This window comes from Pseudomonas sp. ICMP 460 (assembly GCF_002723595.1).
GTDB classification, from domain to species: Bacteria; Pseudomonadota; Gammaproteobacteria; order Pseudomonadales; family Pseudomonadaceae; genus Aquipseudomonas; species Aquipseudomonas kitaguniensis.
On record NZ_LKBR01000001.1, the window covers coordinates 153,413 to 168,912 of the forward strand.

12 protein-coding genes are annotated in these 15,500 nt (G+C 61.0%); 9 read left to right on the forward strand and 3 right to left on the reverse strand.

Going from position 1 to position 15,500, the window contains the following annotated elements; translation table 11 throughout:
* Positions 1-104: 104 nt before the first annotated feature.
* The 8 genes from betA to yccS all read left to right on the forward strand — a co-directional run bounded on the left by betA (position 105) and on the right by yccS (position 13,057).
* Positions 105-1,808: a choline dehydrogenase gene (gene betA, locus AO240_RS00715; RefSeq protein ID WP_058415168.1), complete on the forward strand. Its 1,704-nt coding sequence runs from the start codon at positions 105-107 to the stop codon at positions 1,806-1,808.
* 201 nt (positions 1,809-2,009) lie between these two features.
* Positions 2,010-3,452 (forward strand): TldD/PmbA family protein, encoded by a 1,443-nt coding sequence (locus AO240_RS00720; protein WP_099234775.1) that lies wholly within the window; start codon positions 2,010-2,012, stop codon positions 3,450-3,452.
* Positions 3,452-4,768, forward strand: coding sequence for a TldD/PmbA family protein (locus AO240_RS00725; protein ID WP_099234776.1), 1,317 nt, complete (start codon positions 3,452-3,454; stop codon positions 4,766-4,768). Before AO240_RS00720 ends, AO240_RS00725 begins: the two co-directional genes overlap by 1 nt.
* A gap of 313 nt (positions 4,769-5,081) precedes the next feature.
* Positions 5,082-5,972 (forward strand): alpha/beta fold hydrolase, encoded by an 891-nt coding sequence (locus tag AO240_RS00730; protein WP_099234777.1) that lies wholly within the window; start codon positions 5,082-5,084, stop codon positions 5,970-5,972.
* Positions 5,973-6,008: 36 nt separating this feature from the next.
* Positions 6,009-7,409, forward strand: coding sequence for a multidrug transporter subunit MdtD (gene mdtD / locus AO240_RS00735; RefSeq protein ID WP_099234778.1), 1,401 nt, complete (start codon positions 6,009-6,011; stop codon positions 7,407-7,409).
* 314 nt (positions 7,410-7,723) lie between these two features.
* The gene (gene dbpA, locus AO240_RS00740) at positions 7,724-9,061 is read left to right on the forward strand and encodes an ATP-dependent RNA helicase DbpA (RefSeq protein WP_235592463.1); all 1,338 of its coding nucleotides are present in this window, start codon (positions 7,724-7,726) and stop codon (positions 9,059-9,061) included.
* Positions 9,062-9,218: 157 nt separating this feature from the next.
* On the forward strand, positions 9,219-10,397 hold the full coding sequence (locus AO240_RS00745; RefSeq protein WP_099234779.1) for an NAD(P)/FAD-dependent oxidoreductase: 1,179 nt from the start codon (positions 9,219-9,221) through the stop codon (positions 10,395-10,397).
* Between the two features lie 476 nt (positions 10,398-10,873).
* On the forward strand, positions 10,874-13,057 hold the full coding sequence (gene yccS / locus AO240_RS00750) for a YccS family putative transporter (RefSeq protein WP_099234780.1): 2,184 nt from the start codon (positions 10,874-10,876) through the stop codon (positions 13,055-13,057).
* A gap of 47 nt (positions 13,058-13,104) precedes the next feature.
* On the opposite strand, the gene AO240_RS00755 is transcribed toward yccS, so the two are convergent.
* Positions 13,105-13,842: an ABC transporter substrate-binding protein gene (locus AO240_RS00755; RefSeq protein ID WP_099234781.1), complete on the reverse strand. Its 738-nt coding sequence runs from the start codon at positions 13,840-13,842 to the stop codon at positions 13,105-13,107.
* Positions 13,843-14,041: 199 nt separating this feature from the next.
* On the opposite strand from AO240_RS00755, the gene AO240_RS00760 reads away from it, so the two are divergent.
* Positions 14,042-14,494, forward strand: a complete 453-nt coding sequence (locus AO240_RS00760) for a GNAT family N-acetyltransferase (protein WP_099234782.1) — start codon at positions 14,042-14,044, stop codon at positions 14,492-14,494.
* A gap of 171 nt (positions 14,495-14,665) precedes the next feature.
* Here AO240_RS00760 and AO240_RS00765 read toward each other — a convergent pair whose 3' ends face one another.
* Entirely contained in the window at positions 14,666-14,962 is a 297-nt protein-coding gene (locus tag AO240_RS00765; RefSeq protein WP_058415158.1) for a helix-turn-helix domain-containing protein, read from the reverse strand.
* Positions 14,963-14,981: 19 nt separating this feature from the next.
* Positions 14,982-15,482 carry a M48 family metallopeptidase gene (locus AO240_RS00770; protein WP_099234783.1) on the reverse strand — a complete coding sequence of 167 codons (501 nt, stop codon included), beginning with the start codon at positions 15,480-15,482 and terminating at the stop codon, positions 14,982-14,984.
* Positions 15,483-15,500: the final 18 nt, after the last annotated feature.

The window sequence follows — 15,500 nt, forward strand, 5'->3', positions numbered from 1 at the left end:
GCTGCCAGTAACAGCAGCTTGGTTTGCCGCACCTCCCAGACACACCGCTCGCTGCACTTTCTTGCAGCTTGAAGCTTGAAGCTTACAGCTCCCAAGGAGACCTCATGACTACAGAATACGATTACATCATTGTGGGTGCCGGCTCCGCCGGTAACACCCTGGCGACCCGTCTGACCGAAGACGAAGGCGTCACCGTTTTGCTGCTGGAAGCCGGCGGCCCTGACTACCGTCTCGACTTCCGTACCCAGATGCCGGCCGCCCTGGCGTTCCCGCTGCAGGGCCGTCGCTACAACTGGGCCTATGAAACCGACCCTGAGCCACACATGGACAACCGCCGGATGGAATGCGGCCGCGGCAAGGGCCTCGGTGGTTCGTCCTTGATCAACGGCATGTGCTACATCCGTGGCAACGCCATGGACTACGACAATTGGGCCAAATTGCCCGGCCTGCAAGACTGGACGTACCTCGACTGCCTGCCGTACTTCCGTAAAGCCGAAACCCGCGACATCGGCGCCAACGACTGGCACGGCGGCGATGGCCCGGTCAGCGTGACCACGCCTAAAGCCGGCAACAACCCGCTGTTCAACGCCATGGTTGAAGCCGGCGTACAAGCCGGCTACCCGCGTACCGAAGACTTGAACGGCTACCAGCAAGAAGGCTTCGGCCCGATGGACCGTACCGTCACGCCAAACGGCCGTCGCGCCAGCACCGCACGCGGTTACCTGGACACGGCTAAAAAGCGTTCGACGCTGACCATCGTCACCCACGCCCTGACCGACAAAGTGTTGTTTGAAGGCAAGCGTGCCGTGGGCGTGCGTTACCTGATCGGCGCTGCCGAAGAGCGCGTTGAAGCCCGCGCGCGCAAAGAAGTGCTGGTGTGCAGCGGCGCAATCGCCTCGCCGCAACTGCTGCAACGCTCCGGTGTCGGCCCGGCCAAACTGCTCGAAAGCCTCGACATCCCGGTGGTCCACGACCTGCCGGGCGTCGGCGAAAACCTGCAGGACCACCTTGAGTTGTACCTGCAATATGCGTGCACCCAACCGGTGTCGCTGTACCCGTCGCTGCTCTGGTACAACCAGCCGGCGATCGGCGCTGAATGGCTGTTCAACGGCACCGGGATCGGCGCCAGCAACCAGTTCGAAGCCGGCGGTTTTATCCGTTCGCGCCCGGAATTCGAATGGCCGAACATCCAGTACCACTTCCTGCCGGTGGCGATTAACTACAACGGCAGCAAGGGCGTGCAAGAACACGGTTTTCAGGCGCACATGGGTTCCATGCGTTCGCCGAGCCGTGGCCGCATCCAGCTTAAATCGAAGAACCCGCGGGACTACCCGAGCATCCTCTTCAACTACATGGCCAGCGAGCAGGATTGGCAGGAGTTTCGCGACGGCATCCGCCTGACCCGTGAAATCATGCAGCAGCCGGCGCTGGATCAATACCGTGGCCGCGAAATCAGCCCCGGCATCGAAGTGCAAACGGATGAGCAGCTCGACAAGTTCATCCGCGAACACGCCGAAACCGCGTACCACCCATCGTGCTCGTGCAAGATGGGCGACGATGAAATGGCCGTAGTCGATGGCGAAGGCCGTGTGCATGGCCTGCAAGGCCTGCGTGTGGTGGATGCCTCGATCATGCCGATCATCACCACCGGCAACCTGAACGCGCCGACGATCATGATCGCCGAGAAAATCGCAGACAAGATCCGTGGCCGCCAGCCATTGCCGCGCAGCACCGCCGACTACTACGTGGCAGGCGATGCGCCAGTGCGTGGCAAGCCGATGCGTGAAGTCGGCCCTACCGCGCAGTAACGATGTCGCTCCCATCGGGAGCAAGCCCCCGCCCACATTTGAAGGTATTCACACACCAAAATGTGCGTGGGGGCTTGCTCCCGATGAGGCCCGAACAGACACCTCAACACCCTCCGCCTGCCTACACTCTCCTTGATCAGCGCGCCGCCCCAGGCCTACTCTGTTGCCTGCCCGCGATGAGCCGCCCACAAGGAAGGCCCCATGTTCGAACACCACGCCACACTCAAAAAGCATTTCAGTGCCCTGCGCACCACCGCTGAATTCTTCTCGCTGCGTTACGTGCGTGAGTCCGGCCAATACCTGTCGGTACGCAAAAACGTCGCCGCACCGCCACACTTGAACCACGACGAGGGCGCCATGCTCACCGTGCGTGTCAATGGCGTGGAAGCCTACGCCGCCACCAACGACATCTCCCTTGCCGGCCTGCAAGCCGCCCTTGAGCGCGCTGAACAGCAAGCCCGGCGGATCTTGCCGCACGCCCTGCTCGACCTGCACACACAGCCCGTCGCAACGGACGTCGCCGACTACGTGTCGCCCGACCTCGAACAGCCCTTCCCGTCCCTGAGCGACTGCTACCAATTGCTCGGTGACGAGTCTGCGAGCGTGCCCAAAGACCAGCGCCTGGTGAGCTGGGAAGTCAGCCTGGGCACCACCCGCGTCGAACAGATCTACCTCAACAGTGCCGGCGCCGAACTGCGCCAGGCGCAACGCTTTGTTTATCCGGGCGTGAGCGTCACCGCCTTCGACGGCAACGACAGCCAGACCCGCACCTTGGGCGGCAGCAACTTCGGCCAGCAAGGCGGCGCGAACGTGATCAGCCGCTTCGGCCTGGTCGGCGCCGCCAGCACCGTCGCCGACCAGGCCCTGCAATTGCTGCTCGCGCCGAACACGCCGCACGGCCCGCGCGACCTGCTGTTAATGCCCGATCAGATGATCCTGCAGATCCATGAGTCCATCGGCCACCCGCTGGAACTGGACCGCATCCTCGGTGATGAGCGCAATTACGCCGGCACCAGCTTTGTGAAAGCCAGCGACTTCGGCCACCTGCAATACGGCTCCAAATTACTTAACGTGACTTTCGACCCGGACATCCCCGAGCAGCTCGCCAGCTACAGCCATGACGATGACGGCACCCGCGCCAGCAAGCAGTTCCTGATCCGCGACGGCCTGCTGATCAAGCCATTGGGCGGTGCGCTGTCGCAATTTCGCGCGAACCTGCCAGGCGTTGCCAACAGCCGCGCGTGCGGCTGGAACCGCCCGCCAATCGACCGCATGGCCAACCTGAACATCGAGGCAGGCGACAAAAGCCAGGCCGAACTGATCAGCGGCATCGAGCACGGTATTTTGATGAGCACCAACCGCTCCTGGTCCATCGACGATGCGCGTAATAAATTCCAGTTCGGCTGCGAATGGGGCCAATTGATTGAAAACGGCGAGCTCAAGGGCGTGGTGAAAAACCCCAACTACCGGGCGATTTCCGCGCAGTTCTGGCGCAACCTCAGCGCCGTCGGCGACGCCAGCACCTTCAAGGTTTTGGGCACGCCAAACTGCGGCAAAGGCGAACCCAACCAGGTCATCCGCGTCGGCCATGCCTCGCCCGCGTGCGTGTTCAGTAATGTCGATGTTTTTGGGGGAGATGCCTGATGAACACTTTCAAGGCACTGGTGGATTGGCTCAAGCAGGCGATCACCGACAAGGAACAATTCCACCTCGGCTTTGCTGCCGAATCATCCGAATTCGTGCGTTTCAACCACGCCAAGGTGCGCCAGGCCGGGCAAGTGCAGCAGGCCAGCGTGAACCTCAAGCTGATCAGCGATGGCCGGCATGCCGACCTCGGCATCACCCTCGCCGGTTCGCCGGAACTCGACCGCCAGCGCCTCGCCGATGGCCTGCAACAACTGCGCGAAACCCTGCCGTTACTGCCGCAGGACCCGTACTTGCTGCTCAACCACAACGCCTGGCAAAGCCACAACGAACAGTTGCGACCCTTGCCGGAGCTGGCCAAGGTACTCGAAGAAATACACCAGGCAGCAGAAGGCGTGGACATGGTCGGCTTCTACGCCGCCGGCCCGATCAGCCGTGGTTTTGCCAGTTCAAACGGTGCATTCGGCTGGCACCAGGCCAATAGTTTTAACGTCGATTTCAGCTTGTTCCACGCCAACGGCGAAGCAGTAAAAGCCAGCTACGCCGGGCACACCTGGAACAGCGCCGAGTTCGCCGCGCGCTTCCAACAGGCGCGCGAACAGTTGGAATTTCTTGGCCGCCCACTGCATAAACTCGCGCCAGGGCAGTACCGCGCCTACCTCGCGCCGGCCGCACTGGAAGAAATCTTCAGCATCATCACCTGGGGTGGTTTTTCCGCCCAGGCCATCGCCAGCAAGGGCAGTTCGTTGCAACGCCTGTACGCGGGCGAGCAGTCGTTGAGCCCATTGGTCACGGTGAACGAGCAGATCAGCGGCTCCTTGAGCCAGGCATTTTCCACCGAAGGCTACCCGCGCGGCGATGTAACGCTGATCAGCGCGGGCGCAGCCTGCGGCCAGCTGATCAACTCGCGCAGCGCCGCCGAATATGGCCTCAGCACCAACGGCGCGAGCAGCGACGAATCACCCAGCGCCCTGCAAGTGGCGGCAGGCAGTTTGGCCCAGGCCGATATTCTCAAACAGTTGGGCACCGGGCTGTACATCAGCAACCTGTGGTACCTGAACTACTCCGACCTGCCAGCGGCGCGCCTGACCGGCATGACGCGCTTCGCCACGTTCTGGGTGGAAGACGGCGAGATCAAAGCGCCGGTCAGCACCATGCGTTTTGATGACAGCGTGTACCAGTTGCTCGGCTCCCAACTCGAAGCCCTGACCGCTGAGCGAGAACTGCTGCTGTCGGCAAGTACCTACAGCCAGCGCAATACAGCCTCCAACTTACTGCCCGGCGCCCTGGTAAAACGCCTGACGCTGACCTTGTAACGGCAGTTACTCCAATGTGGGAGGGGCGGTGCGACGATTCGACTTGCTCCCGATAGCGGCGCATCAGCCAGTGAGTCATTGACTGATATACCGCTATCGGGAGCAAGCCCCCTCCCACAGTGTTCGTCTTGTTTTCACACACCTCGTTTCGCCCCTTCCTACCGCCCATTCCCATTTAACCCGTCTCCCCGCGCGGCCAGTTGTCGCCTCGAAAAAACCTCGCTATAACGGTTAGTGGCACTCTGCCACCCAACCCACGTGCGCGCACGTAAAGCATGACCTTGCCCGGGATAGGGCAAGCTGGAGCGTTGACATGAACCATGGAAGTTTTGTCATTCAAAAGCTGTTCAAACACTACAACGTGTACACAGAGCAACTAGGCAACGACCCAACCAGGAACACCGTGCTGATGGTCAATGGCGCACTGTCCACCACTCGCTCCTTTGCCCGCACCAGCAAGTGCCTGGCGCAACACTTCAACGTGCTGCTGTTCGATTTGCCTTTTTCCGGCTACTCCCGCGAGCACAACACTGACTTGGACCTGGTGACCAAGGACGACGAAGTGCAAATCCTGCGGGCGCTGGTAGAGCGCTTTCAGGTCAACCACTTGGTGTCGGCTTCGTGGGGCGGCATCTCGACATTGCTGACCCTGGCGCACAACCCGCCCTCTATTCAAAGCTCGGTGGTGATGGCCCTGGCCCCCAACCTCAACCAGGCCATGCTCGATTATGTGGAACGCGTGCGCGTGCTAATCGAAGCCGACGACAAGTCCGCGGTCGGCGACCTGCTCAACGAGACGGTCGGCAAATACCTCTCGCCACGGCTCAAGCGCAATAACCACCGGCACCTGTCGAGCATGGCCACCAACGAGTACTGCCAGGCGCGCTTTCATATCCAGCAGGTGCTGGGGCTGGGCGATGGCAATTACTTGCCGGCGCTTACCCAAATCGAAACGCCGGTGCATTTTCTCAACGGCACGCTGGACGAATACACGCCCGCCGCCGACGCCCAGTTATTCAAGCACTACGTGGGGCGCAGCAGCTTTGCCAGTGCTGAACACACCGGCCACTTACTTGACCTGGAGTCGCGCGAGGCGGCGCTGGCGGTGCACCGTGCGTTGTTGGATTTTTTGGTTGGAAAGCACGCTGCGTTGTCAGACCTAGACGAACAGCCAATGGGAAAAGGCGCGACGAATGGCGCATAATCGCCGACACATAGCCTGCTAACAAAAAGGGTTCACATGCCGAATCGCGTCCCTCTCGATGCCAAGACCGCCCGCTGGCTGCCCTGGGTGGTAGCGATTGCCTTCTTCATGCAGTCGCTGGATGGGACGATCCTCAACACGGCGCTGCCGGCCATGGCCCGCGACCTCGCCGAAAACCCGCTGCGTATGCAAGGCGTGGTGATTGCTTACATGCTCACCGTCGCCTTGCTGATCCCGGCGTCGGGCTGGGTCGCCGACCGCTTCGGCACCAAAAAAATCTTCTTCGGCGCGATCATGCTATTCACCATCGGCTCGTTGCTGTGCGCGCTGTCCAGCAGCTTGAGCATGCTGGTGGGCGCGCGAGTGATTCAAGGTTTGGGCGGCGCATTGATGCTGCCTGTTGGGCGCCTGGTGGTCTTGCGCGCTTACCCGCGCTCCGAACTGGTGCGCATCATGGGTTTCATTACCATCCCCGGCCTGCTCGGCCCGCTGCTCGGCCCGACGCTGGGCGGCTGGATGGTGCAATACCTGACCTGGCACTGGATCTTCCTGATCAACCTGCCGGTGGGCATGATCGGTTGCTACGCCGTGTGGAAACTCATCCCCGACCTGCGCGGCAGCGAGCGCACGCGCTTTGACAGCATGGGGTTTGTGCTGTTTGGCGCGGCGATGGTGTTGATCACCATCGCCATGGAAGGCTTGGGCGAACTGCACCTGCCGCACCTGCGGGTGATGCTGTTGCTGTTCGGCGGGCTGGCGTGCCTCGCGGCCTATTGGCTGCGCGCCGGGCATATCGATAACCCGCTGTTCTCGCCGGTGCTGTTCAAGACCCGCACCTTTGCCGTGGGCATTTTGGGTAACCTGTTTGCGCGGCTGGGCAGCGGCGCGTTGCCGTTTCTGGTGCCGCTGCTGTTGCAGGTGGCGCTGGGTTACTCGCCGTCGGAAGCTGGCATGAGCATGTTGCCGCTGGCGGCGGCGGCAATGTTTGCCAAGTCCATCGCGCGCACATTAATCGAGCGCCTCGGTTACCGGTTGGTGCTGACCGGTAACACGCTGTTGCTCGGCATGATGCTCGCCAGTATGGGCCTGGTCAGCGAACACACGCCCTACCCGCTGCTGCTGTGCATGCTGGCGGTGCTGGGGGCGATCAACTCGCTGCAATTTACCGCGATGAACACCGTCACCCTGATCGACCTCGACGACGCCCAGGCCAGCAGCGGCAACAGTTTGCTCTCGGTGGTCGCACAATTGTCCCTCAGCCTGGGCGTGGCCTGCGCCGGCGCACTGCTCGGCGGGTTTACCCTGGAAACCGGCAACGACGGCGTCGAAAGTGTATTGGGCGCCTTCCAGTTAACCTTCCTAACGGTGGGCATCATGGCGATGCTGGCGGCGGCGATCTTCCTGCAACTGTCGCCCAAAAAAACAGCTGCAAGCTAAGGGGCAGCTACAAGCTTCAAGCTCACAAGCAGCTTCAAGCTTCAAGCTTAGGAGCAGCTACAAGCTTTAAGCGGTGACGCTGCTTGTAGCTTGTAGCTTGTAGCTTGCAGCTTGCAGCTTGCAGCTTGTAGCTTGTAGCTTGCAGCTTGCAGCTTGCAGCTTGCCGCTTGCCGCTTGCCGCTGCCCGCCCCCTCGTCCGAACGATGCGAGAAATTGGGTGGGGGCCTGTTACACTGCGCGACATTTTGTTTTGCAGAGCCAGTCCCGTGACTACCATCGCCACCGCTTTTAATACTTTGCCGCTGTCCGCCGCCATGTTGGCTAACCTCGACTCGCTGGGTTATGTCGAGATGACGCAGATCCAGGCGCAAAGCTTGCCGGTGATCCTCAAGGGGCTGGACCTGATTGCCCAGGCCAAGACCGGCAGCGGCAAAACCGCCGCCTTCGGCATCGGCCTGTTGAACCCGATCAACCCGCGCTACTTCGGCTGCCAGGCGCTGGTCATGTGCCCCACGCGTGAGCTGGCCGACCAGGTCGCCAAGGAAATTCGCCGTCTGGCCCGCGCCGAAGACAACATCAAGGTGCTGACCCTGTGCGGCGGCGTGTCCCTCGGCCCGCAGATCGCTTCGCTGGAGCATGGCGCGCACGTTATCGTCGGCACCCCCGGCCGTATCCAGCAGCACCTGCGCAAGGGTTCGCTGGTGCTGGACGGTTTGAACACGCTGATCCTCGACGAAGCCGACCGCATGCTCGACATGGGTTTCTACGACGCCATCGAAGACATCATCAGCAAAACCCCGGCGCGCCGCCAAACCTTGCTGTTCTCGGCCACCTACCCGGTGAGCATCAAGCAATTGGCCTCCAAGTTCATGCGTGCGCCGCAACAGGTCAAGGCCGAAGCGTTCCACTCCGACGACCAGATCGAGCAGCGTTTCTACGAGATCTCGCCGGAAGAGCGCATGGACGCCGTGACCAAAGTGCTGGCGCATTTCCGCCCGGCCTCTTGCGTCGCGTTCTGCTTCACCAAGCAGCAAGTGCAGGAAACCGTGGATCACCTGACCGCCAAGGGCATTTCCGCCGTTGGCCTGCATGGCGACCTCGAACAGCGCGACCGCGACCAGGTACTGGCGATGTTCGCCAACCGCAGCACCTCGGTGCTGGTGGCGACCGACGTTGCCGCGCGCGGCTTGGACATTGACTCGCTGGACATGGTGATCAACGTCGAACTGGCCCGCGACTCGGAAATCCACATCCACCGCGTCGGCCGTACCGGCCGCGCCGGTGAGACCGGCATCGCCATCAGCCTGGTGGCGCCGTCCGAAGCGCACCGCGCCCAAGCCATCGAGCAATTGCAAAAATCGCCACTGAACTGGGACCAACTGGACAACCTCAAGCCACAAAGCGGCGGCCCACTGCTGCCGGTGATGAGCACCTTGTGCATCGGCGCTGGCCGTAAAGACAAGGTTCGCCCAGGCGACATTCTTGGCGCACTGACCGGTGAAGCCGGCATACCGGGTGCACAGGTCGGCAAAATCGCAATCTTTGACTTCCAGGCCTTTGTGGCCGTAGAGCGCGGGATCGCCAAGCAGGCGCTGCAGCGCTTGAATGACGGCAAGATCAAAGGCCGTTCGTTGCGCGTGCGTATCCTGTAAAGCGCTCCCCTTCAATGGAGGCCTGATGTGGGAGGGGGCTTGCTCCCGATGAGGGTATTCCAGTCACCTGATGTGTCGCTGAACCACCGCCATCGGGAGCAAGCCCCCTCCCACATTTGCCTGTATTCCAATTCAGCACTTGTATGAGGACACCGTTTTGCGCTCGACCGAAGTTGTGATCATTGGCGCCGGCGCCGCAGGCTTGATGTGTGCACTGACCGCCGCCGGGCGTGGGCGCAAGGTGATGTTGATCGACCACGCAAACAAGGCCGGCAAAAAGATCCTGATGTCCGGTGGTGGCCGCTGCAATTTCACCAATATGTACACCGAGCCTGCCAACTTCCTTTCGCACAACGCGCACTTCTGCAAATCCGCGCTGGCGCGTTACACCCAGTGGGATTTTATCGAGCTGGTGGCCAAGCACGGCGTGCCGTACCACGAGAAAAAACTCGGCCAGTTGTTCTGCGATAACAAGTCCAGCGACATCCTCGGGATGCTGCTGGATGAATGCATCCAGACCGGCGTGAACATTCATCTGGACACCTCAATCGAGGAAATCGCCAAGCTCGAACGTGGTTATCAGTTGCAAACCACGCTGGGTGAGCTGCGCTGCGAATCGCTGGTGATCGCCACCGGCGGCTTGTCGATTCCGACCTTGGGCGCCACCGGTTTTGGTTATCAGGTCGCCAAACAGTTCGGCCATGAACTGCTGCCGACCCGCGCCGGGCTGGTGCCGTTCACCATCACCGACCAACTCAAAGACCTGTGCGGCGAGTTGTCCGGCACCTCGGTGGACTGCCTGGTCAGCTGCAACGACCAGAGCTTTCGCGAGAACCTCCTGTTTACTCACCGTGGCCTCAGCGGGCCGGCGATCTTGCAGATTTCCTCTTATTGGGAACCCGGCGACACCGTCGAAATCAACTTGCTGCCCGACCACGACGCCCACACCTGGCTGCAACAGCAACAAGTGGAGCGCCCCAACAGTGAGCTGAAAACCCTGCTGGGTGAAATCTTCACCAAGAAGATGGCCAACCTGCTGGCCGACACCTGGTTCGTGTCCAAACCGATGAAGCAGTACACCCACGCGGAAGTGGCTGATATCGCGCAAAAACTCGGCTGTTGGCAATTGGTGCCAGCGGGCACTGAAGGCTATCGCACGGCCGAGGTGACGCTGGGCGGGGTGGATACGCGGGAAGTCTCGTCCAAGACCATGGAATCGCTGAAAAGCCCGGGTTTGTACTTTATCGGTGAAGTGCTGGATGTGACCGGTCACCTCGGCGGGTTTAATTTCCAGTGGGCCTGGGCCTCGGGCTACGCCGCCGCGCAATACGCCTGAAAATTGGATGTACCCAATCAAACTGTGGGAGGGGGCTTGCTCCCGATAGCGGTGCCTCAGTCAGTACACGTATTGCCTGAACCACTGCCATCGGGAGCAAGCCCCCCCCACATTAAGTCCAGTACAGGTATTGCCTGAACCATTGCCATCGGGAGCAAGCCCCCTCCCACATTAAGTCCAGTACAGGTATTGCCTGAACCATTGCCATCGGGAGGAAGCCCCCTCCCACATTAAGTCCAGTACATGTATTGCCTGAACCACTGTCATCGGGAGCAAGCCCCCTCCCACATTAAGTGCAGTACAGGTATTGCCTGAACCATTGCCATCGGGAGCAAGCCCCCTCCCACATTAAGTGCATTCCACATCTGGCGTGCAGTGCCTGAAATATATTTTGCCCATCGATGTGATCGCCACGCTTGCCGTGGCGTCTTTGATAGCTCAATTTAGCGGCATCGTCCCGGAAGACTCCAGACTTCATGTCATCGACCTCGTTCAAGCAGTCCATGCGGCGCCTGTGGGCGCTGGATAAATTCAGTTACAGCGTGCGCGTGTTCATCGCCCTCACCGGCAGCATGGCGCTGTGCTGGTATCAGGACGAGATGGCATTGCTGATCCCGCTGTTCCTGGGGATTATCGCCAGCGCGCTGGCCGAGACCGATGACAGTTGGCAAGGCCGCCTGAATGCCTTGGCGGTGACGCTGGTGTGTTTCAGCATTGCCGCGCTGTCGGTGGAGCTGCTGTTCCCGTACCCGTGGTTTTTCGCAATTGCCCTCGCCCTGGCCAGCTTCTGCCTGACCATGCTCGGGGCGCTGGGCGAACGCTATGGCGCAATCGCTTCGGCAACATTGATTCTGTCGGTGTACACCATGATCGGCGTCGACCAGCGCGGTGACGCCTTCACCGACTTCTGGCACGAACCGTTGCTGCTGGTGGCCGGTGCCGCGTGGTATGGCGTGCTGTCGGTGCTGTGGCAGGCGCTGTTTTCCAACCAGCCGGTGCAGCAAAGCCTGGCGCGGCTGTTTCGCGAATTGGGGCGTTACCTCAAGCTCAAATCTTCACTGTTTGAACCAATTCGCCAGCTCGATGTGGAAGCGCGCCGCCTGGAACTCGCCCAGCAAAACGGCCGGGTGGTCGCAGCGCTGAACGCGGCCAAGGAAATTATCCTGCACCGCGTGGGCAATGGTCGCCCCGGTTCGAAGGTCAGTCGCTACCTGAAGCTGTATTTTTTGGCCCAGGACATTCACGAACGCGCCAGCTCGTCCCACTACCCTTACAACGCCCTGGCCGACGCGTTCTTTCACAGTGACGTGTTGTTCCGCTGCCAGCGCCTGCTGCGCCAGCAAGGCAAAGCCTGCCAAACGCTCGGCGAATCAATCCAACTGCGCCAGCCGTTCATTTATGACGACAGCTTCGCCGAAGCGCTGGGCGACTTGAACGCCTCGCTGGAACACTTGCGCATCCAGAGCAACCCGGCCTGGCGCGGCTTGCTGCGCTCGTTACGTGCCCTGGCGGCCAACCTGTCGACCCTCGACCGCCTGCTCGGCGACGCGAGCAACCCCGACGCCCTGGCCGACGCTACCGACAGCAACCTGCTCGACCGTGCGCCGCGCAACCTCAAAGAAATGTGGACGCGCCTGCGCACGCAACTTACGCCCACCTCGCTATTGTTCCGCCACGCCCTGCGCCTGGCCCTGGCACTGACCATCGGCTATGGCACGCTGCACGCGATCCACGCCTCGCAAGGTTATTGGATCATCCTCACCACCCTGTTCGTCTGCCAGCCCAACTACGGCGCCACCCGGCGCAAGCTCGGCCAGCGGATCATCGGCACCGCCATCGGCCTCACCGTCGCGTGGGCGCTGTTCGACCTGTTCCCAAGCCCGCTGGTGCAATCGATGTTCGCCATCGCCGCAGGCCTGGTGTTCTTCCTCAACCGCACCACGCGCTACACGCTGGCCACGGCGGCAATCACGCTGATGGTGTTGTTCTGCTTCAACCAAGTGGGCGATGGCTACGGGCTGTTCCTGCCAAGGCTGTTCGACACCCTGATCGGCAGCCTGATCGCGGGCCTCGCGGTGTTCCTGTTCTTGCCGGACTGGCAAGGCCGCCGCCTGAACAAAGTGCTGGCCAGCACCCTGACCTGCAACAGCATTTACCTGCGCCAAATCATGCAGCAATACGCCGCCGGCAAAAGCGACGACCTCGCCTACCGCCTGGCCCGGCGCAATGCGCATAACGCCGATGCGGCGCTGTCGACGACACTGGCGAACATGCTGATGGAGCCGGGCCACTTTCGCAAAGAAGCCGATGTGGGCTTTCGCTTTCTGGTGCTGTCGCACACGTTGCTCAGCTATTTGTCGGGGCTGGGTGCGCACCGCGAAACCCTGTTGCCGGCCGAAGTGCGTGAGCATTTGATCGACGGCGCGGGCAATACCCTGGCCGCGAGCATCGACGAAATCGCCACGGCGCTGGCCAATAAACAGCCGATCGCGATTCACAGCGACGCCGAAGAAGCCTTGGCGGCGGACCTTGAGCAGATGCCGGATGAGATCGATGAAGGGCAGCGGCTGGTGCAGACGCAATTGGCCTTGATCTGCCGGCAGTTGGGGCCGCTGCGCACGCTGGCCGCGCACCTGATCAAAGATACCCGCGCGGCTTAGGCCGCCCTCGGGAGCAAGCCCCCTCCCACATTTGGCCCGCAAGCCCACTACATCCCGTGCGCCTTCATCAACCGCGCATAACTGCCATCGAGCTTCATCCTGGCAATCTCGCGGTCAAAACCGGCGACGATCTGCGCATGCTCGGGGTTCTTCAGGCTGACCAGAATATGCAGGTTGTTTTCACTCAGCGGCGTCGGCAAAAACTCCACCGTATTACGCACCTTCAGCGACTCGCGCGCGAGGTAGTAGCGGGCCACATATTCATCTTCCAGCGTCAGCCTTACACGCTGCGCCGCAAGCATGCGCACGGCCATGGCGAAGTTATGCACAGGTACTTTTTGCAACTGCTGATCCTGGTCGAATGCCGCCGAATAGGCATACCCGCGCACCACGGCGATGGGCTCGCCGTGCAGCTGCTGCAAATTCTGATACTCGATAGGGTCTTCAGCGCGCTTGATAAAACGCACACGATTAACCAGATACGGTGCGGAAAACTGCCCCAGCTGTGTACGCGCGGCGTCATACCAGGCATTGACCAACACGTCATAGCGGCCATCGCCCACGCCCAGCAACGCACGCGCCCAAGGCACCTGCTCGAAACCACTCGCGTAGCCGGCGCGCGCCAAGGCCGTGCTGACAATATCAGTGGCCAGCCCGCCGTTGATCAAGGTGGCATCGGTAAAAGGCGGCCATGCATCCGCGACCAGACGCAGGCGCTGCGCGAACGCTGGCTGGGCCAGCAACAACACTGCAATCAAAGCAACGGCACGAGAAAATCGCGGCATGCTCAAGGTCCTTGGCGGGGCAGGTGATGGCGTTATAACAATAGCTCATCAATAATCCTGCACTGCAGATTACACAAAGAAGTCAGCGACGACTGAACTCAATGATGGCGATATGACGCCACTCACACAATGGCCGAATTTAGACAGCGAGGCGCGCTGCGCTTACTATCGGCAACCGTCATTCAGAAGAGATCACACCATGAGCGTTGAATGGGTCTGCAAACATCACGATGAGCTTGGAAAGGAGCAGTTGTACGCGATTTTGCGCCTGCGCAGCGACGTCTTCGTTGTCGAACAGAAGTGCGCTTATGCGGACCTCGACGGGCAGGACCTGTCGGGCGACACCCACCACCTGATGGCCTGGAACGATGACGCATTGGTGGCGTACTTGCGCCTGCTCGACCCGGAGTCTCAGGGCGGCGATGTGGTGGTGGGTCGAGTGGTCGTGGCGCCGGTGGCACGCGGCACCGGGCTGGGCCATCAGATGATGCAGGAAGCGCTCACGCGCATTGAATCTATCTGGCCACAAACGCCGATTTTTCTGTCAGCCCAAGCGCATCTGCAGGGGTATTACGCGCGGTACGGTTTTGTGGTGGCGGGCGAGGAATACCTGGAAGACGATATTCCACACATCGGTATGCGCCGCCTCTGAGGGCGCCATCGGGAGCAAGCCCCCTCCCACAGTGGAATGTGTTCACACATTGAATGAGGTGGCTGTGCCGAAGCCATCGGAGCAGGCGCTTTCTCATATTTTGACTGTGTTCACACATCCACTGTGGGAGGGGGCTTGCTCCCGATGGCGGCAGGCCGATCACCGCAGAATTCAGGGGTAACCCAGAACCTGCTTGATCGACGCCAGATTCGCCTCGATCCAGCCCCGATCAATCGCGCCCCAGCTACGAATCCGATAGTGCCCCGCATGGTTGCGGGCGCCGTCTTCCTGCTCGAATTCGCACACAATATCCAGGTCGGCCAGTGCGGCAATGGTGTCCTGCGCCGTGCGCCGGGGCATGCCGGTGGCCTCGGTCAACGCCGGCACGCTGCTGGCCTGCTGGCTATCAATCAAGTACGCCACGTACAGGCGGCGGTAAAAACTGCTTTTGGTCTTGCTCACGTCCATGGTCTATCGCCTGGTGAGGTTAGGGCTTGCCCTGCAAATCGCGATACGTGAGGTACACCCGCAGGTCGAATTCCACCTGATGGTAGCCCGGCATCATGTACTCGCAGAGTTTGTAGAACGCCTTGTTATGGTCCGACTCTTTGAAGTGCGCCAGCTCGTGCACCACGATCATGCGCAAAAATTGTGGCGCGGCCTCTTTGAACAACGCGGCAATGCGAATCTCTTTCTTGGACTTGAGATTACCGCCCTGCACCCGTGAAATCGTGGTGTGCAGGCCCAAGGCGCGGTGGGTCAGGTCGAGGCGGTTGTCGAAAAGTACTTTGTCGATGGCCGGCGCGTTACGCAGGTGTTCCTGCTTCAAGGCCAAGGCGTAGCTGTACAGCGCTTTATCACTCTGCACCGCGTGGCGCTCGGGGTAACGCTGTTCCAGGTACGCGCCCAACTGGTCGTTGGCGATCAGTTGGCGCACTTGCTCCTGAAGGGCTGCGGGGTAGGCCTGGAGGTATTTCAGCGCGGTCATGGGGTCTGCAACAGGGTT